Origin of the sequence: Streptomyces sp. NBC_01012 (genome assembly GCF_045162755.1) — a bacterium.
Taxonomy (GTDB): Bacteria; Actinomycetota; Actinomycetes; order Streptomycetales; family Streptomycetaceae; genus Streptomyces.
The window spans coordinates 1995008-2017055 of the sequence record NZ_CP108688.1; the positions used below are offsets into that span (position 1 = coordinate 1995008).

The following is a 22048-nucleotide window of genomic DNA, read 5'->3' on the forward strand; positions in this document are numbered from 1 at the left end:
CCCAGCTGCCTAGCGTGCCGAGTGACCGATCAGCCTCTTTTTCGTTGTATGCGTCCCCCCTTCATCCCCCCCGTGCGGGGGACGGGACAACTGATCCGAACCGAGGTGTACGCCATGGTGGCCCCGCCCGACAACGACGTGATCTGGGCACGTTCCCTGCATCACTCCCACAACGGATCGCCGGGGCTCGGCGGTGTCTCCCTCGGTGTCCGCGACGGCGAGATCCTCGCCGTCACCGGTCCTCGCGGCAGCGGTAAGACGACGCTGCTGCACTGCCTCTCCGGGCAGCTGGTGCCCGAGCAGGGCGAGGTCTGGTTCAACAGCGTGCCCGTGCACACCATGGGCCCCCGCCTGCGCGAGCAGCTCCGCCGGGACAGATTCGGCTGGATCGCGGCAGAGCCGCAGCTCGTGCCCGAGCTCAGCACCTGGGAGAACACCGCCCTGCCGCTGCTGCTGCGGGGCGTCTCGCACCGGGCGGCGAAGAAGGCCGCCACCGAGTGGCTGGAGCGCCTGGACATCGGCCCGCTCGCCAGGAGACGGCCGCACACCCTGCTCCAGGCCCAGCGCCAGCGGATCTCCGTCGCCCGTGCGCTGGCCGCCTCGCCCTCCGTGATCTTCGCGGACGAGCCGACCGCGACGCTGCGCCACGCCGAGCGCACACAACTTCTGCGCACCCTCACCACAGCGGCCAGGTCCCACGGCATCACCGTCGTGATCGCCACCCACGACGCGGAGGTCGCCACACTCGCCGACCGTGTGATCGGCATGCTGGACGGCCGCCGCGTCACCAACGTCTCCCTGCCCGCCGCGTCCGATACGGAAGGCCGCTCGGCGTGCTCGCTCTCCGTCTGACCCGCGGCTCGCACCCCCTGGTCCTGATGCGGCGTCTGCTGCTCGCCGCCGCGTCGGCCGGGGTCGGCTTCCTGCTCCTGTGCACCCTGGGGTACGCCTCCGGGCACCCGGCGCGCGCGTCGGAATCCGTGCTGCGGCTGCTGTGGTGCGCCGTACCGCTCGCCGCGACCGTCCAGTTCGCGGTGGCGGTCGCGCGTACGGACCCGAGCACCCGCCCACGGCCCGGGCTGTTCGCCGCCGGCCTCGGCCCCGCCCGTCTCTCCGCACTGGCGGCGATCTCGACGGCGGTGTCCACCACGCTGGGCTCGGTGGTGGCGCTGCTCTTCTTCCTGCATCTGCGCGGCGATCTGACCGGGCTGCCGTTCGACGGCGAAGCGGCCGAGTTCCTGGGCGCCGGCACCCCGCTGCCCCTCGCCGCGGCGCTCACGCTGCTGGCCGTGGCGCCGCTGGCCTCCTCCGCGGCCGGCGGACTCGCGCTGCGCTCCAGGCCGGTCGCACCGTCCGAGACCCAGGAGTCGGAGGAGGAGCTCGCGCCCTCCCCGGTACCGAAGGGGCTGCCCTGGGGCGTCGCGCTCACCGCGGCCGGACTGGCGGTCGAGGCGTACACGAGCCGGGGCTCGGCCGGCGAACCGTTCCCGCTGCCGGGCCGGCTCGACTCCACCCCGGGCGCCGTGCTCGTGGGCTGGACGCTCACCGCGATCGGTCTGGCCATGGCGGGGCCCGGCCTCACCCATCTGTGCGGACGGCTGCTCCAGGCGGTGCGCCCGGGGGCCGTACGCCTGCTGGCCGGCCGGGTCCTGATGGACGAGGCATGCCGCATCGGCCGCCCGCTGGGCATCGTGTGCGCGGTGCTCTCCGGGGTGCTCGCGGGCTCCGTGCTCTACACCGGCGGTGAGCGCCCCTTCGGCCCGCTCACCGCGCTCGGCGCCGTACTCGTACTCGGCTGCACCGTGGCGACCCTGCTGACCACCGCGCTCGAGGCCAGGCAGGCACGCGCGCGTACGGCCGGGACCCTGCTGCGGCTCGGCGCCCCCGCCTCCGCACTGCGCCGGGCCGCCACCCTGCGGGCGCTGGTGCTGCTGGCCGTCTTCGCACCGCTGACCTGGGCCATCGCCGAGCTGGCGGCGCTGCCGCTGACGGGGTGACAGCTCTCGGCGGTTCACACGTCGAGAAGCGTCGCCAGCCGGTCGTACGTCCTGTCCCAGCCCCACCGGGTGCGGACCCACTCCCGTCCACGCTCGCCCATGGCCGCGGCCCTCGCGCCGTCCCTCAGGAGTCCGACGAGCAGCGAAGCGATCGCGGGCACGTCACGGCCGTCGACGACGTGGCCCGTCTCCCCGTCGCGTACGGCGTCGGGCGCCCCGCCCGAGTCCCCGGCGACGACGGGCAGTCCGGCGGCGGCGGCCTCCAGGAAGACGATGCCGAGCCCCTCCACCTCCAGGCCCGCTCTTCGGGTGCGGCACGGCATCGCGAAGACATCGGCCGCGGCGAAGAATGCGGGCATGGCGGCATGCGGCTGCCCGCCCGCGAGGATCACGGATCCCTCGGCACCGGTGGTCCCGGCCAGGCGCCGCAGGGCGCGTTCGTAGGGGCCGTCCCCGACCAGCAGGAGCACGGCCCCTGGTACGGCGCGCCGCACCGCGGGCAGCGCGCGGATCAGCATGTCCTGCCCCTTGCGGGGGACGAGCCTGGCGGCGCAGAGGATCAAGGGCCGCTCGCCGAGCCCGTACCGCGCCCGGATGCCTCCGGGGTCACCGCCGGATCCGGGCGGGACACGGAACGCGTCGCTGTCGACGCCTGGCACCAGACGCACCATTCGGCTCGCCGCGGCCGGTCCGAGCGCGGCGGCGATCGGTGCGCGCGTGGCCGCGCCGAGGTAGGTGACGGTGTCGGTCCTGTCCCCTGTCCGGCGAAGGAGTGCGCGCGTGCCCGGTGTTCTGGCCCACCACACCTCGTGTCCGTGCGTGGTGGCGACGATCCGGCGCGCCCCCGCATCCCGGCGCAGCCGGTCCGCCATCAGACCGAGCGGTGCGGCGGCCCCGAACCACACGCTGTCGCAGCGGTGGTGGCGGGCGAGCGCCACAGCGCGTGCGGCGACGCGCGCGGTCGGCAGCAGGGTCCTGGCGGGGTCGCGGATCACCGGGTAGGGCAGGGTCGCGTCATGGCCGGCGGCCCCCGGCTCGGCGGAGGTGTACACGACGACGGAGTCGGTGGGGAAGCGACTGGTCATCGCGTGGACGAAGGTCTCGATGCCTCCCTGACGCGGCGGGAAGTCGTTCGTGATGACGAGAGTGCGGGTCATCGGGAGACCTCCCGTGCGCCCCGGCCGGGCGCCACATGTGCCGCCCACACCGCGAGGACCAGCGGGTACACGAGGTAGCCGAACCGGCTGGCGGGTATGAACGCGATGGCCACGAGCAGTCCGAGCGCGAGCCGCAACGCGGCGGCGGACGCGGTCGCCGGAGGATGCACGAACAGGGACACGACCATCGCGAGCGCGCCCGCCGCGAGCAGGACGAGCGCCACACCACGGCCAGCGGGCAGATGCTCCGCGACGAGGTGGCCGGGGAAGGGACTCGCCGCTGCGGACACCGTGTCGGTCAGGCCGAGGGGGAAGGCGACGGCATGGGTGGCGAAGGCCCCCGCGTCGCACAGGGCGGCCGGCAGGACGAGCAGGGCCGCTGCCGCCAGGGCCGTCGCACCGCAGCGCAGCGCGGCCCGAGCGCCGAGGCGGTGAGGCTCCCCCTTTCTGCGGCTCAGGACCACCAGCAGGGCCAGGGCCACCGGCAGCGCCGGCCACGCCGTCCATTTGAGTGCCGCCGCGAGGCCCAGTACGAGCCCCGCGCGGCCCGCCTCACCGCGCCCCGCCGCCGCGAGCCCCAGGCACATCAGACCGACGACGGGCAGGTCGACCCCGCCGACGGCGAGCGGCAACGCGACGACCGGACAGGCCGCGATCCACAGCAGCGGCAGCCGGCGCGCGGAGAGTGCCAGCGCGCCGAGGAACGCCGCCCCCGTCCACAGCCGTGGGTCGGTGAACGGGCCGCCACCCGACAGGGCGTCAGGGATCCCGAACACGGACATGCCCGGCAGGTACGGGTTGAAGTCCGCGCTCCCGACGGGATGCGGCAGATACGGGCTGCCGGTGGACAGCAGCAGAGAGGCGGAGCGCGAGATCACCTCGACCTCCAACTGCGCCCGCCCCGCGACGAGAAGTACCAGCAACGGCAGCGCCACGGCTCCGGCCGCCGCCACCGCACGCGCGGTGGAATTCCGGGCTCCGCCGCCCCGCGCGGACAGCAGCGCCGCCGCCGTGTATCCGGCCGCAGCCGACGCGCCCCACACCCGGTGCGGGGTGAGCGTGGAGAGGCACGCGAGGGCGAGGGCCGCGAGCGCGCAGCCGGCCCACCACCCCGTACCGCCCATGAAGGTGCCCGTCCACGCCCGGCCCGCCACCGCCCGGCTGTGCTCCCTGACGGGGGCGCTGAGAACCGCTGGTCTGCTCATGGAACCGAGGCTAGAAAGGCCCAGGTCACAGCGCGTCACACCAGGATTCGGTCCTCTCCGTCAACCCGTGGCATGACACCGCTCCCGGATATCCACCCGCGCTCCGATGCCGTCCGGGCCCCTCCTGCAGAAGAATCGCCCCCATGAACAGCACGACCCCTGACCCGGGGCCCACCCTGACCGGACGTGTGCGGTGGCGACTGCGCCGCTGGACGGCCACGCCCGCGTATCCCCGGCTGACGGGCGGCGTCCTGACCGCGGTCGCGGTCGTGGAGCTGGCCCTCGTGCCGGGTTCGGTGATCACGGCGCTCGGCGTGCTGGTGTGCACCCTGTCCCTGATGTGGCGGCGTGCCCACCCTGCCGTCGGGTTCCTGACCGTCGGTGCGGCGCTGCTCAGCTTCGGAACCGACGGCAACATGGCGTACGCGACGGTCGTCGGCACGCTCATGGGCAGCTACACCCTGGGGCGCCACCGGGTGCAGCACCCCGCGCTGCTGGTGATCTGCGGGGCGCTCGCGTCGCTCACCGTGAATCTCGTGCACATCGACCGCTGGACGCGCGACGGGTCGCCCGGTCTGCCGGTGCTCCAGGGCAGTGACCGCTTCAGCCTGGGTCTCTACGCGGAGACGCTGGTGCTGACCGTGGTGATCCTGGGCGCGGTGAGCATGGGGGACGCGGTGCGCTCCCGGGAGGAGACCCGCCACGAGCGGGCGGCAGCGCAGTCCAGGCTTCTCATGATGGAGCGCCGTCAGGCGGCCGAGACGGAGAGAGCGACCATCGCCAGGGAGTTGCACGACATGATCGCCCACTCGGTGTCCATGATCGCGGTGCAGGCCGAGAGCGCCACGTACACGACGGCGGAGCTGCCCGGGCCGGCCGCCGACGCCTTCCAGCAGATAGCCGGGACCGCCCGTTCCTCGATGGCGGAGCTGCGCCGGCTGCTCGGTGTGCTGCGGGCGGGCACCTCGACGGCGGCGCTGCGGAGTCCGCAGCCGTCGCTGGCGGGTCTTGAGGACCTCGTGGAGCAGCACCGTGCCGTGGGGGGCTCCGCCGAGCTGCGTGTCATCGGCGAGCGGACGGAACTCCCCGCGTCCTGGGAGCTGTCGGCGTACCGGATCGTCCAGGAGGCCCTGACCAACGCGCGCCGTCACGCCCCCGGAGCGCACACCCTGGTGGAGATCGGCTACCGGCCGGGCGTCCTGTCCGTCCGGGTCAGTGACGACGGTCCCGTGGAGGCGGAACTCCCGTGGTGATCAGAGTGCTCGTCGCCGACGACCAGGCGGTCGTGCGGACCGGTTTCGTCGGACTGCTCAACACCCAGCCCGACATCGAGGTGGTGGCCGAGGCGGAGGACGGGGCCGAGGCCATCCGCAGAGCGGCCGAGCTCTCCCCCGACCTGGTGCTGCTGGACATACGGATGCCGGGGGTCAACGGCATCGAGGCGGCGCGCGAGATCGTCGCGGCGTCCGGCGGAAGCACCAGGGCGCTGATGCTGACGACGTTCGGCCTCGACGAGTACGTCTACGACGCCCTGGCGGCCGGGGCCGGCGGGTTCCTCCTCAAGGACGCGACGTTCGCCGAACTGCTGCACGCCGTGCGGGTCGTGGCGGACGGCCGTGCGCTGCTGGCCCCCGAGGTGACGCAACGGCTGATCGCGGAGTTCGTGCGGCACCGGCCCGGGACGGGGCCGCATCCCGGTGTGGAGGGGCTCACCGCCCGCGAGGCGGAGGTACTCGTCCTCATCGCCCGCGGTCTGTCGAACACCGACATAGCGGACCGGCTCGCCATCACGGATCACACGGTCAAGACCCACATCAACCGGCTCTTCGCGAAGATGGGGCTCCGGGACAGGGCCCAGGCGGTGATCCTGGCGTACGAGCTGGGCCTGGTGGTCGCGGGCCGGGAGAACCACCGGCACTGAGCACGCCGTCCGGGCCGGGGCAGAGCGGGCGGTGCCGTCACGGCCGGGGCGGGGCGGCCCGGTCAGGGCCGTCAGGGCAGGGCTGGTGGGAGGACCACCGTCTCGGCCGGGTCGAACGTCACGCCGACGTCGGCCCCCTCCTCCGGGGTGTCCCGCAGACCGCACTCCGCCTCCAGGGGCGGGGCGTCGGCCGGGTGCAGGACGACGGTGACATGGTGGCCGCGGAAGGTGCGTACGCCCACGGTGCAGCGCAGGCCGTCCTTCGGACCGCCGATCCGGACCCCGCCCGGCCGCACCAGCAGCTCGCACGCGCCCTGGGGCGAGTCGTCGGGCACCGGCACCTTGCCCCAGACGGTGTCGGCGGCCGTGCCCGTCACCGTGGCGTCCACCAGGTTGTCGAAGCCGAGGAAGCGGGCGACGAACGCCGAAGCGGGGTGCTGCCAGACCTCCAGCGGGGTGCCGGCCTGGGCGATGCGGCCGTCCCGCATGACCACGACCCGGTCGGCGAGCGCGAAGGCCTCACCCTGGTCATGGGTGACGGCGAGCACCGTCGTGCCCAGCCGGCCGAAGAGGGTGCGCAGTTCGACGACGAGCCGTTCGCGCAGGCTCCGGTCCAGCTGCCCCAGGGGTTCGTCCAGCATCAGCAGCTTGGGGCGCGGTGCCAGGGCGCGGGCGAGCGCGACCCGCTGCTGTTCGCCGCCGGACAGTGCGGCGACGGCCCGCCGCTCGGCCCCCGGCAGACCGACCAGGTCCAGGAGTTCACCGGCCCTGCGGTCGCGCTCGGCGCGCGGGACGCCGTGCATCCGCAGTCCGAAGGCGACATTGGCGCCGACGTCCCGGTGCGGGAACAGCTGGTGGTCCTGGAACATCAGGCCGAGCCCGCGCCGGTGCACGGGCAGGGACGCCTGGTCGGCGCCGTCCAGGAACACCCGCCCGCCGTCCAGGGGCTGGAGCCCGGCCACGGCCCGCAGCAGCGTCGACTTGCCGCTGCCGCTCGGCCCCAGCACACACACGATCTCGTGGTCCTCGACATCCAGGTCCACCGCGTCCAGCGCGGTCCGTTTCCCGAACCTGACCGTCGCCGACTCCACTGCCAGCATCTCTAGAACTCCCCGGATCGGTCGGTGCGGATACGTTCGAGCAGGAGCAGCGACACCGCGCAGACGAGCATCAGAATCGTGCTGAGGGCCATCGCCTGGCCGTAGTTGAGCTCACCGGAACGCCCCAGCAGCCTGGCGACGGCGACCGGCAGGGTGGGGTTGTCGGGGCGTGCGATGAACACGGTCGCGCCGAACTCACCGAGCGACACCGCGAAGGCGAATCCCGCGGCGACCAGCACCGCCCGCCGCACCAGCGGCAGATCGACCTCACGCCAGGCCCGCAGGGGCGAGGCCCCGAGCACCGCGGCGGCCTCCCGCAGCCGCTCGTCGACCGCGCGCAGGACGGGAAGCATGGTCCGTACGACGAAGGGGACGCCCACCAGTGCCTGTGCGAGCGGCACGAGGATCCATGACGTACGCAGGTCGAGCGGCGGCTTGTCAAGCGTGATGAGGAAGCCGAAGCCGACGGTGACCGCCGACACCCCGAGCGGCAGCATCAGCAGGGCGTCGAAGCCACGCACCAGCCTGCCCGCCCGCCTTGTCAGCGCGGCGGCCGCGAGGCCCCCGATCACCAGGGCGATGAGGGTCGCGACCAGCGCGTAGCGCAGGGAGTTGCCGATGGCGTCGAGCGGCGGGACCAGGAACGTGGAGCCGTTGGCACCGGCGGACCGCAGGGCGCGGTAGAAGTCGAATCCGTAGCCGCCCGGGGTGTCCAGCGAGCGTTCCACCAGCACCCCGAGCGGCACCAGGATGAGGAGCAGCACGGTCAGCAGTACGCCGCCGAGCAGCGCCCGCTGGCCGGCGCCGCGGGGCGGCCGTGCGGTCTGCGCCGGGTCGACGAGCTTCAGGGCCGTCTCCCGTCGCCGTACGGTCCAGGCGTGGACGGCGAGGATCCCTCCGACCGCGGCGAACTGCACCAGGGTCAGCACGGCGGCCGTCGGCAGGTCCAGCAGCTGGGCGGTCTGCCGGTAGATCTCCACCTCCAGCGTGGAGTAGGACGGGCCACCGAGGATCTGGACGACACCGAAGGAGGTGAAGGTGAAGAGGAACACCATCAGAGCCGCCGCGGCGACGGCGGGCGCCAGCGCGGGCAGCGTCACTCGCCGCCAGGCGGCGATGCGGCCGGCCCCGAGCACCCGGGCGGCCTCCTCCTGGCGGGGGTCGAGCTGGGACCACAGGCCGCCGACGGTCCGTACGACGACCGCGTAGTTGAAGAACACATGGGCGAGCAGGATGGCCCACACGGTCGTGTCGAGCCTGACGCCCCAGAGCTCGTCGAGGAACCCGCCGCGTCCCAGCAGCGCCAGGAACGCCGTACCCACGACGACGGTCGGCAGGACGAACGGCACGGTCACGACGGCCCGCAGGAGCTGTTTGCCGGGGAACTCGAAGCGGGCGAACACATAGGCGCCCGGCAGTGCGATCAGCAGGGTGAGCACGGTCGACGCGAGGGCCTGCCAGGTGGTGAACCAGAGGACGTCGAGGATGTCGGACCGGCCCAGCACCGCGCCGATCCGGCCGAACTGCCAGTCGCCTCCGGACTTCAGCCCCCGGCCGACGATCGAGACGACCGGGTAGGCGAAGAACAGGCCGAAGAACGCGACGGGCACGGCCATGAGGCCGAGCCGCACCGCGTTCCCGCGTGCGTTCCCGCGCCCCGCGTTTCCCCGGCGAGCGGGCCGCGCGGCTACTTCACGACGAGCGAGGACCATGACTGGACCCACTGCTCACGGTTCTTGGCGATCTTCTCGGGGGACACGGTCGCCGGCTTGTCGACGGTCGCTCCGAACTCCGTGAAGAGCTTCGGCAGCTTCGCGTCCTTCACCACCGGGTTCACGAACATGTTCAGCGGCATGTCCTCCTGGAAACGCTTGCTGATCAGGAAGTCCAGCAGCGCCTTTCCGCCCGCCTCGTTCTTCGCGCCGTCCAGCAGACCGGCGAACTCGATCTGGCGGAAGCAGGTGCCGGTGGCGACGCCGGTCGGGGCCTCGGTCGGCTTCGGATCGGCGTACTCCACCTCGACGGGCGGGCTGGAGGCGTACGAGACGACGAGCGGCCGGTCGGCCTTGGCCTTCTTGCCGCCTGCGGAGCCGGAGAACTCCTCGTTGTAGGCCTGCTCCCAGCCGTCGACGACCTTGACGCCGTTGCTCTTCAGCTTCTTCCAGTAGTCCTGGTAGCCGCTCTCACCCTGGGTGGCGACCGTGCCGAGGAGGAAGGCGAGTCCGGGCGACGACGTCGCGGCGTTCTCGGTGACCAGCAGGTTCTTGTACGCGGGCTTCAGCAGGTCGCCGAAGGTCTTCGGCGGGTCGAGCTTCTTGTCGTCGAAGTACTTCTTGTCGTAGTTGACGCAGATGTCGCCGGTGTCGACGGGCGTGACGCGGTGCTTGTCCGCGTCGAGCTGGGTGCCGGTGTCGACCCGGTCGAGGCCCTTCGCCTCGTACGGCGTGAAGAGGTCGTTGTCCAGGGCGCGGGAGAGCAGGGTGTTGTCGGCGCCGAAGAACACATCGCCGCGCGGGGAGCCCTTGGTCAGGATCTCCTGGTTGAGCGCCGCACCGGCGTCCCCGCTCTTGAGCACCTTGACCGTGTAACCGGTCTCCTTCGTGAACGCCTTCAGGACGGCGTCCGAGGCGTTGAACGAGTCATGGCTGACGAGCGTGACGGTCCTGGAGCCGGCCCCCGTGTCGCCGGAGGCCTTGCCGTCGGAGCCGCCGCAGCCCGCTAGTGTGCTGACGCCGAGGGCGGCGGCGAGCGCCGTCGCCGCGTACTTCGTCGTGGTGTTCATGGTGTTTTCCTCCTGGAGGTGACCAGGAAGAGACGCGGCCCCGCCCGCTCGGTGAGCGGGCAGGGCGCAACAGCTTGAGTAAGGTCCGAACTTCCTACCCGGAATGACCCGGGCGAGGTTCAGAGGGTCTGCGGCCGACCTGTACTCGGTGCCGCACTCTCAGCGCTGTGGCGCTCCCCTGTCGGAATATGAAGTTGATTTCCGGGCCAGGCTACACCGGCCGGATCACGCCGGACCGGCCGGATCACGTACGCCCGGACCGCCTCAGCGCTCGGCCGCCGCCAGCTGCCCGCAGGCCCCGTCGATCTCCTGGCCGCGGGTGTCGCGGACGGTGACCGGCACACCATGGGCGGCGATGGCCTCCACGAACGCCTTCTCGTCCTCGGGCCGTGACGCGGTCCACTTGGAGCCCGGGGTCGGGTTCAGCGGGATGAGGTTGACGTGCACCCGCTTGCCCTTGAGCAGCCGGCCGAGCCGGTCGCCGCGCCAGGCCTGGTCGTTGATGTCGCGGATCAGCGCGTACTCGATGGAGATACGGCGGCCGGACTTCTCCGAGTACTCCCACGCGGCGTCCAGGACCTCGCGGACCTTCCAGCGGGTGTTCACGGGCACCAGGGTGTCGCGCAGCTCGTCGTCCGGGGCGTGCAGGGAGACCGCGAGACGGCACTTGAAGCCCTCGTCGGCGAAGCGCAGCATCGCCGGGACCAGGCCCACCGTGGACACGGTGATCCCGCGCTGCGAGAGCCCCAGGCCGTCCGGCTCGGGGTCCGTCAGCCGGCGGATGGCCCCAACCACGCGCTTGTAGTTGGCCAGCGGCTCGCCCATGCCCATGAAGACGATGTTGGACAGCCGCGCGGGGCCGCCGGGTACCTCGCCGTCGCGCAGGGCGCGCATGCCGTCCACGATCTGGTGCACGATCTCGGCCGTCGACAGGTTGCGGTCGAGTCCCGCCTGCCCGGTCGCGCAGAACGGGCAGTTCATCCCGCAGCCCGCCTGGGACGAGATGCACATGGTCACCCGGTCCGGATACCGCATGAGGACGGACTCGACGAGCGTGCCGTCGTGCAGCTTCCACAGCGTCTTACGGGTGGTGTCGTCGTCGCAGCTGATGTGGCGCATCACCGACATCAGGTCGGGGAACATCGCCTCGGCGAGCTTGTCCCGCGACGCCGCCGGAATGTTGGTCCACTCCGCCGGGTCGTGGGCGTACCGCGTGAAGTAGTGCTGTGACAGCTGCTTGGCACGGAAGGGCTTCTCGCCGGTCGCGGCGACTGCTTCCTTGCGCTCGTCGGGTGTGAGGTCGGCGAGGTGCCGCGGCGGCCGCTTGGCTCCACGGGGCGCGACAAACTGGAGTTCTCCGGGCTTAGGCATGGTTCTTCCAGTGTCGCAGACGTACGAGTAAGTCCGACCGGCCCCGAGGACCCGCCCCGAGGACCGGCCGAGCGGGCAGGCCCCTCAGGGCGTGATCAGCCGGATCCGACGAACAGCACGAGCAGCAGCCATACGACCGGGGCGCTCGGCAGGAGCGAGTCGAGCCGGTCCATGATGCCGCCGTGGCCGGGCAGCAGCGTGCCCATGTCCTTGATCCCGAGGTCCCGCTTGATCATGGACTCGCCGAGGTCCCCCAGCGTGGCGCTGGCGGCGACGGCGAGGCCCATCAGCAGACCCTGCCACCAGCTCCCGTCGTCGATCAGGAACTCCATGCACAGGGCGCCGGCGACCATCGCGAAGGTGACCGCGCCGATCAGGCCCTCGCGGGTCTTCCCGGGGCTGATGCGGGGTGCCAGCTTGTGCGTACCGAAGCGCCAGCCGACGGCGTACGCGCCGGTGTCGCTGACCACGGTCAGCAGGAGGAAGGTCAGCACCCGCCAGGCGCCGTCGTGCGCGGTGAGCATCATCGCGACGAACGTGGCCAGGAACGGGACGTAGAACACGGCGAAGACACCCGCCGTGACGTCCTTGAGGTAGCCCTCCGGGGGCTCCGTCATCCGCCAGACGAGCACCGCGAGGGCCGTGAGCGCCATCGCGACCCAGGCCCCTTCGGCCTCCCGTACATAGCCGGCGACCACCATCGCGGCGCCACCGACGGCGAGGGGCACCAGCGGGGCGTTGATGCCCTTGCGCTCCTTGAGCCGGGAGGTGAGCTCCCAGAGCCCGACCACCACCGCCAGCACGATCACACCGACGAAGACGGCCTTGACGATGAAGAGGGAGCCGACGACCAGAGCGCCGAGGCCGACACCGACCCCTATGGCGGCGCGCAGATCACGCCCCGCACGCTTCTTGGGCGGCGGGGTGGACGGCGGCGGGGTGGACATGGGCTCCTGCGGCTTCTCGTCACGGAACAGGGGGCCGCTGATGCGCGCGGCGTCCCCCCTCCGGTCGTCGCGGTCGTCAGCGTCTCTACCTGCGTCGGGAGCGTCCGGCACGATGGGCATGGGCCGAGTCTGCTGGGCGCCGTGCACATCGTAGGCAGGACCCGCCGGAGCGCGCCCCATCTCGGGTGCGGCCCCGTAGCCGGGTCCCTGCGGGGCGCCCCAGGAAGAGTCGTTCATCAGACTTCGAGCAGCTCGGCTTCCTTGTGCTTGAGCAGCTCGTCCACCTGCGCGACGTACTTCGCGGTGGTGTCGTCGAGCTCCTTCTCCGCACGGCGGACCTCGTCCTCGCCGGACTCCTTGTCCTTGACGAGCTTGTCGAGCGACTCCTTGGCCTTGCGGCGGACGGAGCGGATCGAGATCTTGGAGTCCTCGGCCTTGTTCTTGGCGACCTTGATGTACTCCTTGCGACGGTCCTGCGTGAGCTCCGGGAACGTCACACGGATGATGTTGCCGTCGTTGCTCGGGTTGACTCCGAGGTCGGAGTCACGGATCGCCTGCTCGATGTTGCGCAGAGCGGTCTTGTCGAACGGGGTCACCACCGCCATGCGCGGCTCGGGAACCGAGAACGAGGCGAGCTGGTTGATCGGGGTCAGCGCGCCGTAGTAGTCGGCGACGATCTTGTTGAACATCGCCGGGTGCGCACGGCCGGTACGGATCGCGGCGAAGTCCTCTTTCGCGACCACGACGGCCTTCTCCATCTTCTCCTCGGCCTCGAGGAGGATTTCTTCGATCACCACGTGCTCCTGCGTGTCTTGAGCGGACCCGGCATCGTCGGGTCCTGCGGATCCTGCGTCGCGTCCTCACCTGCACGGTGTCCGACCGGCAGGCCGTTGTCCATCTTCTGGGCCGTCAGACCCGGGTGCTCCGGTCGCTCACCAGTGTGCCGATCTTCTCACCCTTGACCGCGCGGGCGATATTGCCCTCCAGGGTCAGTTCGAAGACGAGGATGGGGAGCTGGTTGTCACGGCAGAGCGTGATGGCGGTGGCATCGGCGACCTTGAGGTCCCTGGCGATCACCTCGCCGTACTCCAGGGCGTCGAACTTCACCGCGTCGGGGTTGGCCTTCGGGTCGGAGTCGTAGACCCCGTCCACGCCGTTCTTCCCCATCAACAGCGCCTCGGCGTCGATCTCCAGGGCGCGCTGGGCCGCGGTCGTGTCGGTGGAGAAGTACGGCATCCCCATGCCGGCACCGAAGATCACGACGCGCCCCTTCTCCATGTGCCGCACGGCGCGGAGCGGGATGTACGGCTCCGCGACCTGACCCATGGTGATGGCGGTCTGGACGCGTGAGTCGATGCCTTCCTTCTCCAGGAAGTCCTGCAGCGCCAGGCAGTTCATGACGGTGCCGAGCATGCCCATGTAGTCGGACCGCGCCCGGTCCATGCCGCGCTGCTGGAGCTCGGCGCCACGGAAGAAGTTACCGCCGCCGATGACGACCGCGATCTCCGCTCCGTCGCGTACGACCGCGGCGATCTCGCGGGCGATGGCGTGCACGACGTCGGGGTCGACTCCGAGGCCTCCGCCACCGGCGAAGGCCTCGCCGGACAGCTTGAGCATGAAACGGCCTGAAATCGTACCGTTGTCGCGCTTGTGGTCACCCTGTGTGGCGTCCGCGCCCTTGTTCATGGAGATTCTCCTCGTGCACATACGAAGAAGGCCATTGCCGTCGGGTCTGCTGTCCCTCGCGGCAATGGCCTCCTCGTCAGATCTGCGGTCGTCCGGCTGAGTGCGGCCGTCGACTGCACCAGACCCTATCGGGTCCACCGTTGTTCGCGGACGGACTCAGATGCCGACCTTGATACGCGTGAAGCGCTTCAGGGCGACACCGGCCTCGTCCAGGACCTTCTGAACGGACTTCTTGTTGTCCAGGGCGTACGGCTGGCCGAGGAGGGTGGCCTCCTTGAAGAAGCCGTTGACGCGACCCTCGACGATCTTCGGGAGCGCGGCCTCGGGCTTGCCCTCGGCGCGCGTGGTCTCCTCGGCGACGCGGCGCTCGGCCTCGACGACCTCGGCGGGGACGTCCTCGCGGGAGAGGTACTTCGGGGCGAAGGCGGCGATGTGCTGCGCGAGGCCCTTGGCCAGCTCGGCGTCGGCCTTGTCCAGCTCGACCAGCACACCGATCTGCGGCGGCAGGTCGGGCATGGTGCGGTGCATGTACACGGAGACGAACTCGCCCTTGAACTGCGCGAAGCGGTCCAGGACGATCTTCTCGCCGAGGTTGGCGTTGGCCTCGTCGACGTACGCCTGGACGGTCTTGCCGGGCTCGATCTCGGAGGAGAGAAGCGCCTCGATGTCGGCCGGGGAGGTCGCGGCGACGTGGGCGGCGAGCGTGTTGGCGACGGCCTGGAACTTGTCACCCTTGGCGACGAAGTCCGTCTCGCACTTCAGCTCGACCAGGACGCCGGACGTCTTGTCCTCGGAGACGAGGGAGACGACGGCGCCGTTCTCGGCGGAACGGCCCTCGCGCTTGGCGACGCCCTTCTGGCCCTTGATGCGGAGCGCCTCGACGGCGGCGTCGACGTTGCCGTCGGCCTCGTCGAGCGCCTTCTTGCAGTCCATCATGCCGGCGCCGGTGAGCTCGCGGAGCTTCTTGACGTCAGCGGCGGTGTAGTTCGCCATGAGTCTGTTTCTCTCTCGAAGTCTGAAAGATCTACGGGTGAACGGCGGGGGCGGTGCCGTGCACCGGCCCCCGCCGTCATTCAGCCGTGACTGACGGGTGTCAGGCCTGCTCGTCCTTGGCCGGCGCCTCGGCGGCCGGGGCCTCCGCGGCGGGGGCCTCGGCCTTCTCGGCGGCCTGCGCGTCGGCGGCGGCGGCCGGCTCGGCGTCGGCGGCCTTCTCCGTCTCGGCGGAGGACTGGACCTCGGCGGCGCCCTCGGCGTCGGCCTTCTTGTCGCCCGCGAGCAGGTCACGCTCCCACTCGGCGAGGGGCTCGCCGGCGGCCTTCTCGCCCGGCTTCGAGTCACCGGTGGCGGCACCGGAACGGGCGATGAGGCCCTCGGCGACGGCGTCGGCGATCACGCGGGTGAGCAGGGTGACGGAGCGGATCGCGTCGTCGTTGCCCGGAATCTTGTAGTCGACCTCGTCGGGGTCGCAGTTGGTGTCGAGGATCGCGACGACCGGGATGTGGAGCTTGCGCGCCTCACCGACGGCGATGTGCTCCTTCTTGGTGTCGACGATCCAGACGGCGCTCGGCACCTTCTGCATCTCGCGGATACCACCGAGGGTCTTCTCCAGCTTGGCCTTCTCGCGCGAGAGGACCAGGAGCTCCTTCTTGGTGAGGCCGGAGGCGGCCACGTCCTCGAAGTCGATGAGCTCGAGCTCCTTCAGACGCTGAAGGCGCTTGTAGACGGTGGAGAAGTTGGTGAGCATGCCACCGAGCCAACGCTGGTTGACGTACGGCATGCCGACGCGCGTCGCCTGCTCGGCGATGGCCTCCTGGGCCTGCTTCTTCGTACCCACGAACATGATGGAGCCGCCGTGGGCGACGGTCTCCTTGACGAACTCGTAGGCGCGGTCGATGTACGACAGCGACTGGAGCAGGTCGATGATGTAGATGCCGTTGCGCTCGGTGAAGATGAAGCGCTTCATCTTCGGGTTCCAGCGACGGGTCTGGTGACCGAAGTGGACGCCGCTTTCCAGCAGCTCCCGCATCGTGACGACGGCCATGGCCGTACTCCTTGAGGTACTCGGTTGTCGCGACCGCAGGATTGCTGTCGCGCCTGACGCCCCGACGCGCCGTGCCACAAGGGACCGAGGAGCGCGGCCACCGTCCGCAGAGGGGGTGGTGGCGGGGCGTGCGAAGTCGACCCGGTGACCCGGATCGCCAGAAGAAGTGTACGGGACCCGCAAGGTGCGGGGTGACGGCGATGTCCACAACCCGTCCGTCGTCCACAGATCCGGACCATGATCCCCGCGGAACGGGCCTGCGAGGAGATCGTTGCGTCATGCGCCGCCCACCTGGAACGACCGCCACGCTGCCGACCGCCGCACTCCTGGCCGTCCTGCTCCCAGTCCTGCTGGGAGCTGCCTCCGCCCGGGCGGTGTCCCCGGCGACGGGAGCTCCGCCGGGGACGCCGCCCGGCGGTGACCGCGTCTGGCCGCTCTCGGGCCGGCCCCTGGTCGTGCGGGGCTGGGAGCCGCCCGAAGGTCCCTACGGCCCCGGCCACCGCGGGGTCGACCTCGCCGCCCCACCGGGCACCCCGGTGCGGGCGGCCGCCCCCGGCCGGGTCGCCTTCGCGGGACCGGTGGCCGGGCGCGGGGTGCTCTCCGTCGATGTGGCGGGGAGCGGGGATCCACCGCTGCGCTTCACGTACGAGCCGGTGCGGGCGCGGGTCGCCGAGGGCGACGAGGTGGCCGCGGGGCAGGTGGTGGGTGTGACCGGGCCCGGGCCGTCCCACTGCGCCTCGGGCTGTCTGCACTGGGGGCTGCGGCGCGGGGACGTCTATCTGGATCCGCTGTCGCTGCTTCCGCCGTCCCTGCTGCGACGGGGCCCCTCCAGGCTGCTGCCGGTGTTCGGTGTGCCGCTCCCCGATGCGGGCAGGGCGCGGGCTCAGCCCCGCACACCGCGCAGGACCATGGCCACGGCCGTGTCCGCCACAATGCCCGGCTCCTCGGCCGCGCCCAGCTCGATCCTGCGGACCGCCGCGTCCACGGAGCCCTGCAGCAGCATGGCCGCCAGCCTCGGCTCGGTGTGGCCCAGGTCGACAAGGGCCTCGACGATCATGGCGATCAGACCGCCGTGCGCGGCGCGGATCTTCTCCCGGGCGCCCGCGTCCAGCTCGCTCGCGGAGATGGCCACGACAGCGCGGTGCCGCCGGTCTCCGACCAGATCGAGCTGCCGGCGGACATAGGCCTCGATCTTCGCCTCGGGCGTACCGGCGCGCTGCATCGCGTTCTCGACCTCGGCGGCCCAGACGGGGAAGTCGACGGCGCAGAGCTCCTCGACGACGGCCGCGCGGGAGCGGAAGTACTCGTAGACGGAGGACCTGGCGAGGCCCGTGCGCTCGGCGAGGGCGGGGAAGGTCAGCGCCTCCGTACCACCCTCGGACAGCAGGGAGCGCGCGGCGTCCAGGAGGGCGCCGCGCTGCATGGTCCGGTGCTCGGCCACGGAGGCCGCTCGAATCCTGGGCACCCCTCCACTCTACGGCGGCACCGGTCGGAAAGGAGGCCCGCGTCCGTGTCCGGGTGGCCGAAGCCGCTCCGGTTCAGCGTCCGGCGTCGGCCAGCTTCGCCCGCAGTTGCAGCACGGACTTGGTGTGGATCTGGCTGACCCTGCTCTCGGTGACCCCGAGGACATTGCCGATCTCGGCGAGGGTGAGGCCCTCGTAGTAGTAGAGCGTGACCACGGTCTTCTCCCGATCGGGGAGGGTGTTGATGGCGCGGGCGAGCAGCCGTCTGAGCTCGCGGTCCTCGGCGACCTCGACCGGGTTGTCGGCCGCGGTGTCCTCCAGCGTGTCCATCAGACTCAGCCGGTCGCCGCCCTCACCGCCGACATGCAGCAGCTCCTCCAGCGCCACCACATTGGCCAGGGACAACTGGCTGAAAACAGCGTGCAGTTCTTCCAGGGCCACGCCCATCTCCGCGGCGACCTCGGCCTCCGACGGGGTACGCCGCAGCTGCGCCTCCAGCGTGGCGTAGGCGCGCTCGACGTTGCGCGCCTTCTGCCGCACGGAGCGTGGGATCCAGTCCAGCGCACGGAGTTCGTCGATCATCGCCCCGCGGATCCTGGTGATCGCGTAGGTCTCGAACTTGATGGCCCGCTCGACGTCGAACTTCTCGATGGCGTCGATCAGCCCGAAGACCCCGGACGACACGAAGTCCGCCTGCTCCACATTGGACGGCAGCCCCACGCTGACCCGGCCGGCGACGTACTTCACCAGGGGCGAGTAGTGCAGGATCAGTTGCTCCCGCAGCCTCCCGTCGCCGGTGGTCTTGTACGAACGCCACAACTCGTCGAGCGAGGAGGGGGCGGGAGGACGCACAGTGCCACGCGCAGCCGGTGGTACTGCCGCGCGGTCAGACCCGGAGGTGTGCTGGGGCATGTGGTGCCTTGAGCCGTTCTGCTGTGAAGTGCTGGGACGTGTCTCTCGGGCGGAAACCTTGTGAGCGTAGCGTGACCGCGGTGTCGCGGTGCGCTCAGGACAAGGGAACCGTGCGGTGCTGTCGCGCTCCAAATCTCTCGTCGTTTCCCCGCCGTCGGAGGAAGCCGACAGGGCCGACCGCCACCGCTCGCAGCGTCCCCGAAGGCCTGGCCGGGTGCCGCCGGGGTCTTCCGCATCACCTTTTCACCCGAATGCTCCGGGTCAAGTACCGCCTCGCCGCGCGTCCCCATTGCGTGTCCGTCCCGGCGTCAACCGCCATCCGTCGCCCTCGCGTTCGACGAACCCCAGTGAGTGGAGTTCGTACAACCGCCCGAGCACTTCATCCGTCGACGCTCCGGCGCTCCGGGCCACGTCACGACCGTCCACGACGCCCGTCCCCGGCAGCGCGTCCAGCACCCGCGCGGCGCCGGCGTCGAGGAGATCCCTGGGCAGGACGGGACCCCTTCTGGCCGGGGCCAGTTCGCCCATCTCCCCCACCAGTTCACAGATCTCGGCGGCGTCGGTGACCAGGACCCCCTCACCGCGCAGGAGTTCATGGACGCCGGCCGACAGCCCGCTGGTGGCGGGGCCGGGCACCCCCATCGTGAAGCGGCCCAGCCGCTGCGCGCTCCTCGCGGTGACCAGCGAGCCGCTGCGGTATTCGGCCTCCACCACCACGGTGCCCCGGGTGAGGGCCGCGATCACCCGGTTCCGCAGGATGAATCTGCTGCGTGTCGGGTGGTCCGAGGGCGGCAGCTCGCCCACGACCATGCCCTGTTCCGCGATGCGCCCGATCAGCTCCGCGTGCCCCCGCGGATAGGCCACGTCCACCCCGCAGGCCAGCACCGCCATGGTCGCCCCGCCCGCGGCCAACGCCCCACGATGGGCGGCTCCGTCCACACCGAAGGCAGCACCGGAGACCACCACCCAGCCTCGCTCGGCCAGTCCGCCGGCGAGCGTCGCCGCCATGTGCGCCCCGTAGGGCGTGCAGGCCCGGGCGCCGACCAGGGCCACCGAGCGCAGTGCCCACAGACGCAGGTCGGGCCCGCCGCGCGCCCAGAGCCCGATCGGCCGCCCGTCGCCCAGGTCGTCGAGCTGGCTCGGCCACTCCCGGTCACCGGGGCAGACGAACCGTCCACCGATCGCGGCCATGTCCGCCAGATCCCTCGCGGGGGCCGCGCTCGACGCCCGCAGCCGGTAGCCGGCGAGACGGGCCGCCGTCATTCCCCCGAGCGCCCGCGCAGGTCCGTCCGGGCCGGTGAGACGCCGCATCAGCTCGACGGGCCCGAGCTCACGGATCCACCGGCCACCGCGCTCGTCCCCGGGCTCGAACACCCGGGTCAGGGCGGCGCGCGCCAGCCGCTCCCGCTCGGCGTGGGGCGGCGGGGCCGTCATCGCGCACCCGCCTGCATCGGGACCCCCCGCTGGATGCCGGTCCGCAGCTCCAGAGCCATCGCGATGTCCGAGGCGTCCGGGCGGTCTGCGGCTCTCAGGTCCGCCACGGTCCATGCCACGCGCAGGACCCGGTCGAGCCCGCGGGCCGTGAGAATCCCCCGCTCCATGTCCCGCTCGGCGGCCATCAGCGCGCCGGGAGCGGCGACCAGCCTGGTCCTCAGCTCATGCCCGGGGACTTCGCTGTTGGTCGCCCAGGGTGTGCCGGCGAGCCGCTCGGCCGCACGCTTCCTGGCCTCCCGCACCCGGGCGGCCACCTCGGCCGACGACTCCCCTCGGCCGCCGCCGCCCATCAGGTCGGCCCGTGCGACCGGCTCGACCTCGACCCGCAGATCCACCCGGTCGAGCAGCGGCCCCGACAGCCGGGCCTGATAGCGGCGGACCGCCGACGGCGGACATTCGCAGCCCGCACCCGCCAGGGTGTGCCGCCCGCACGGGCAGGGATTCGCGGCCAGGACCATCAGGAAGCGCGCGGGCAGCCGGACGACCCCGGCCGCCCGCGCGACCACCACATGTCCGGACTCCAGGGGCTGGCGCAGCGCGTCGAGGGCCCGCCCGGAGAACTCCGGAGCCTCGTCGAGGAAGAGGACGCCCCGGTGCGCCAGGGACACCGCTCCCGGCCTCGGCAGGCCGTTGCCCCCGCCCACGAGCGACTGCATCGTCGCCGAGTGGTGCGGCGCGCAGTACGGCGCGCTGCTGATCAGGGGCTCGCCGGGCGGGAGGATGCCCGCGACCGAGTGCACCGCCGTCACTTCGAGGGACTCCTGCCGCGAGAGCGGCGGCAGGATCGCCGTGATCCGCTCGGCCAGCATGGTCTTCCCCGCCCCGGGCGGCCCGGACAGCAGCAGATGGTGCCCGCCCGCCGCGGCCACCTCCAGGGCCTTGCGCGCCCGGCCCTGGCCCGCGACATCGGCCAGGTCGAGCCGCTGAGCCGCCCCGTCGGCCGACAGCGGGGCCAGACCCGTGCCGAGGCCCGCTCCGGGCACCATGAGTCCGGCGAGCATCGCGTCGGGGCGGCCCGGGCCCGGAGCCGGCTCATCGGGCACGGGTTCGTCGCCGAGGACAGCGATCAGCTGGCGCAGGCTGCGCACACCGAGGACCGATACGCCCGGCACCAGGGCGGCCTCCCCCGCGGTCTGCTCCGGGACGACGACCTGGCGGTATCCCGCCTCCGCCGCCGCGAGCACCGCGGGCAGCACCCCGCGCACCGGCCGGACCCTGCCGTCGAGGCCGAGCTCCCCGATCATCACCACATCCGCGACGGCGGCCGGGTCGATCCGCTCCGCGGCGCCGAGCACCGCGCACGCCACGGCGAGATCGAAGCCCGAACCACTCTTGGGCACGGAGGCGGGGGACAGCCCCACCGTGAGCTTCTTCTGCGGCCACTCAGCCCCGGAGTTGACGACCGCGGCCCTGACCCGGTCCCTGCTCTCCACCAGGCTCTTGTCCGGCAGGCCGACCAGCGTGAACGCTGCCACGCCCGGTTCCAGATCGGCCTGGACCTCCACCACCACACCCTCGACGCCGACCAGCGCCACCGAGCACGCCCGTGCGAACCCCATCAGGCCACGCCCCGCACATGCTCGGCGACCGGTGCGCCGCGCCTGGGCATGAGCACGCCGATGAGATCGATCCGGACCCCGCCGGGCGGCGGCCCGCCGTGCCGGTCGAGCCAGGTCTCGGCGAGTCTGCGCAGCCGGTCGGCCTTGACCGCCGTGACGGCCTCCATGGGATGCTCGAAGACGCCCGCCCTGCGCGTCTTCACCTCACAGACGACCAGTGCGTCGCCGTCCCGCGCGACGATGTCGATCTCTCCTGCGCGGCACCGCCAGTTGCGCTCCAGCACAGTCATTCCGGCTTCGGCCAGCAGCCGCGCCGCCAGATCCTCGCCGTACCGCCCGAGTGCCCCCCGTGCGTTCATATCGGCACCACCTCCGGCACCGACTGTGACGCGCCCCGGCCGATCTATTGGATC

At 71.8% G+C, this 22048-nt stretch carries 20 protein-coding genes, 1 pseudogene and 1 riboswitch; of the genes and pseudogenes, 5 read left to right on the forward strand and 16 right to left on the reverse strand.

Translation table 11 applies throughout. The features are described 5' to 3' along the window. The first annotated feature begins 114 nt into the window (after positions 1–114). Together OG623_RS08575 and OG623_RS08580 are read left to right on the forward strand one after the other, a co-directional pair. Positions 115–852, forward strand: coding sequence for an ABC transporter ATP-binding protein (locus OG623_RS08575; protein WP_406145643.1), 738 nt, complete (start codon positions 115–117; stop codon positions 850–852). Next, on the forward strand, positions 834–1997 hold the full coding sequence (locus OG623_RS08580) for a hypothetical protein (protein ID WP_406145644.1): 1164 nt from the start codon (positions 834–836) through the stop codon (positions 1995–1997). Before OG623_RS08575 ends, OG623_RS08580 begins: the two co-directional genes overlap by 19 nt. A 14-nt stretch (positions 1998–2011) precedes the next feature. Here the strand turns inward: OG623_RS08580 and OG623_RS08585 are convergent, their stop codons facing one another. Continuing rightward, positions 2012–3154, reverse strand: a complete 1143-nt coding sequence (locus OG623_RS08585; protein WP_406145646.1) for a glycosyltransferase family 4 protein — start codon at positions 3152–3154, stop codon at positions 2012–2014. Further along, on the reverse strand, positions 3151–4359 hold the full coding sequence (locus OG623_RS08590; RefSeq protein WP_406145647.1) for a hypothetical protein: 1209 nt from the start codon (positions 4357–4359) through the stop codon (positions 3151–3153). Before OG623_RS08590 ends, OG623_RS08585 begins: the two co-directional genes overlap by 4 nt. A gap of 143 nt (positions 4360–4502) precedes the next feature. Here OG623_RS08590 and OG623_RS08595 point away from each other — a divergent pair, with 143 nt between their 5' ends. Both OG623_RS08595 and OG623_RS08600 read left to right on the forward strand, forming a co-directional pair. Further along, positions 4503–5612, forward strand: a complete 1110-nt coding sequence (locus OG623_RS08595; RefSeq protein ID WP_406145648.1) for a sensor histidine kinase — start codon at positions 4503–4505, stop codon at positions 5610–5612. Beyond that, the gene (locus OG623_RS08600; protein WP_406145649.1) at positions 5606–6280 is read left to right on the forward strand and encodes a response regulator; all 675 of its coding nucleotides are present in this window, start codon (positions 5606–5608) and stop codon (positions 6278–6280) included. Before OG623_RS08595 ends, OG623_RS08600 begins: the two co-directional genes overlap by 7 nt. Positions 6281–6351: 71 nt before the next feature. Here the strand turns inward: OG623_RS08600 and OG623_RS08605 are convergent, their stop codons facing one another. From OG623_RS08605 to rpsB, 9 genes are all read right to left on the reverse strand, one after another. Then, positions 6352–7380, reverse strand: a complete 1029-nt coding sequence (locus tag OG623_RS08605; RefSeq protein WP_406145650.1) for an ABC transporter ATP-binding protein — start codon at positions 7378–7380, stop codon at positions 6352–6354. Positions 7381–7382: 2 nt separating this feature from the next. Beyond that, on the reverse strand, positions 7383–8996 hold the full coding sequence (locus OG623_RS08610; RefSeq protein WP_406145652.1) for an ABC transporter permease: 1614 nt from the start codon (positions 8994–8996) through the stop codon (positions 7383–7385). Positions 8997–9067: 71 nt separating this feature from the next. Beyond that, a complete protein-coding gene (locus tag OG623_RS08615) occupies positions 9068–10162 on the reverse strand; it encodes a thiamine ABC transporter substrate binding subunit (RefSeq protein ID WP_406145654.1) in 1095 nt (364 codons plus the stop codon). 73 nt (positions 10163–10235) lie between these two features. Then, positions 10236–10352: riboswitch (TPP riboswitch) on the reverse strand. Between the two features lie 74 nt (positions 10353–10426). Next, positions 10427–11533 carry a 23S rRNA (adenine(2503)-C(2))-methyltransferase RlmN gene (rlmN, locus tag OG623_RS08620; RefSeq protein WP_406145656.1) on the reverse strand — a complete coding sequence of 369 codons (1107 nt, stop codon included), beginning with the start codon at positions 11531–11533 and terminating at the stop codon, positions 10427–10429. Between the two features lie 95 nt (positions 11534–11628). Further along, entirely contained in the window at positions 11629–12717 is a 1089-nt protein-coding gene (locus tag OG623_RS08625) for a phosphatidate cytidylyltransferase (RefSeq protein ID WP_406145658.1), read from the reverse strand. Beyond that, on the reverse strand, positions 12717–13274 hold the full coding sequence (frr, locus tag OG623_RS08630) for a ribosome recycling factor (RefSeq protein WP_406145660.1): 558 nt from the start codon (positions 13272–13274) through the stop codon (positions 12717–12719). The genes OG623_RS08625 and frr overlap by 1 nt, the downstream gene beginning before the upstream one ends. A gap of 115 nt (positions 13275–13389) precedes the next feature. Next, positions 13390–14166, reverse strand: coding sequence for a UMP kinase (gene pyrH, locus OG623_RS08635; protein ID WP_406145662.1), 777 nt, complete (start codon positions 14164–14166; stop codon positions 13390–13392). A 156-nt stretch (positions 14167–14322) separates the two neighbouring features. Then, the gene (tsf, locus tag OG623_RS08640; RefSeq protein ID WP_406145664.1) at positions 14323–15159 is read right to left on the reverse strand and encodes a translation elongation factor Ts; all 837 of its coding nucleotides are present in this window, start codon (positions 15157–15159) and stop codon (positions 14323–14325) included. Positions 15160–15259: 100 nt separating this feature from the next. Then, positions 15260–16207 (reverse strand): 30S ribosomal protein S2, encoded by a 948-nt coding sequence (gene rpsB, locus OG623_RS08645; RefSeq protein WP_406145666.1) that lies wholly within the window; start codon positions 16205–16207, stop codon positions 15260–15262. Between the two features lie 278 nt (positions 16208–16485). Between rpsB and OG623_RS08650 the strand changes: the two are divergent. After that, positions 16486–17070 (forward strand): annotated as a pseudogene (locus tag OG623_RS08650) (murein hydrolase activator EnvC family protein); the annotation flags it as partial. Positions 17071–17090: 20 nt separating this feature from the next. Here the strand turns inward: OG623_RS08650 and OG623_RS08655 are convergent. From OG623_RS08655 to OG623_RS08675, 5 genes are all read right to left on the reverse strand, one after another. Beyond that, the gene (locus OG623_RS08655) at positions 17091–17648 is read right to left on the reverse strand and encodes a TetR/AcrR family transcriptional regulator (protein ID WP_406151740.1); all 558 of its coding nucleotides are present in this window, start codon (positions 17646–17648) and stop codon (positions 17091–17093) included. Positions 17649–17745: 97 nt separating this feature from the next. Then, complete coding sequence (whiG, locus tag OG623_RS08660) at positions 17746–18582, reverse strand: RNA polymerase sigma factor WhiG (protein WP_406145668.1); 837 nt, start codon at positions 18580–18582, stop codon at positions 17746–17748. A gap of 261 nt (positions 18583–18843) precedes the next feature. After that, entirely contained in the window at positions 18844–20016 is a 1173-nt protein-coding gene (dprA, locus tag OG623_RS08665) for a DNA-processing protein DprA (protein ID WP_406145670.1), read from the reverse strand. Then, on the reverse strand, positions 20013–21635 hold the full coding sequence (locus tag OG623_RS08670; protein ID WP_406145672.1) for a YifB family Mg chelatase-like AAA ATPase: 1623 nt from the start codon (positions 21633–21635) through the stop codon (positions 20013–20015). The genes dprA and OG623_RS08670 overlap by 4 nt, the downstream gene beginning before the upstream one ends. Further along, complete coding sequence (locus tag OG623_RS08675) at positions 21635–21994, reverse strand: YraN family protein (RefSeq protein ID WP_406145673.1); 360 nt, start codon at positions 21992–21994, stop codon at positions 21635–21637. The genes OG623_RS08670 and OG623_RS08675 overlap by 1 nt, the downstream gene beginning before the upstream one ends. Between the last annotated feature and the right edge of the window lie 54 nt (positions 21995–22048).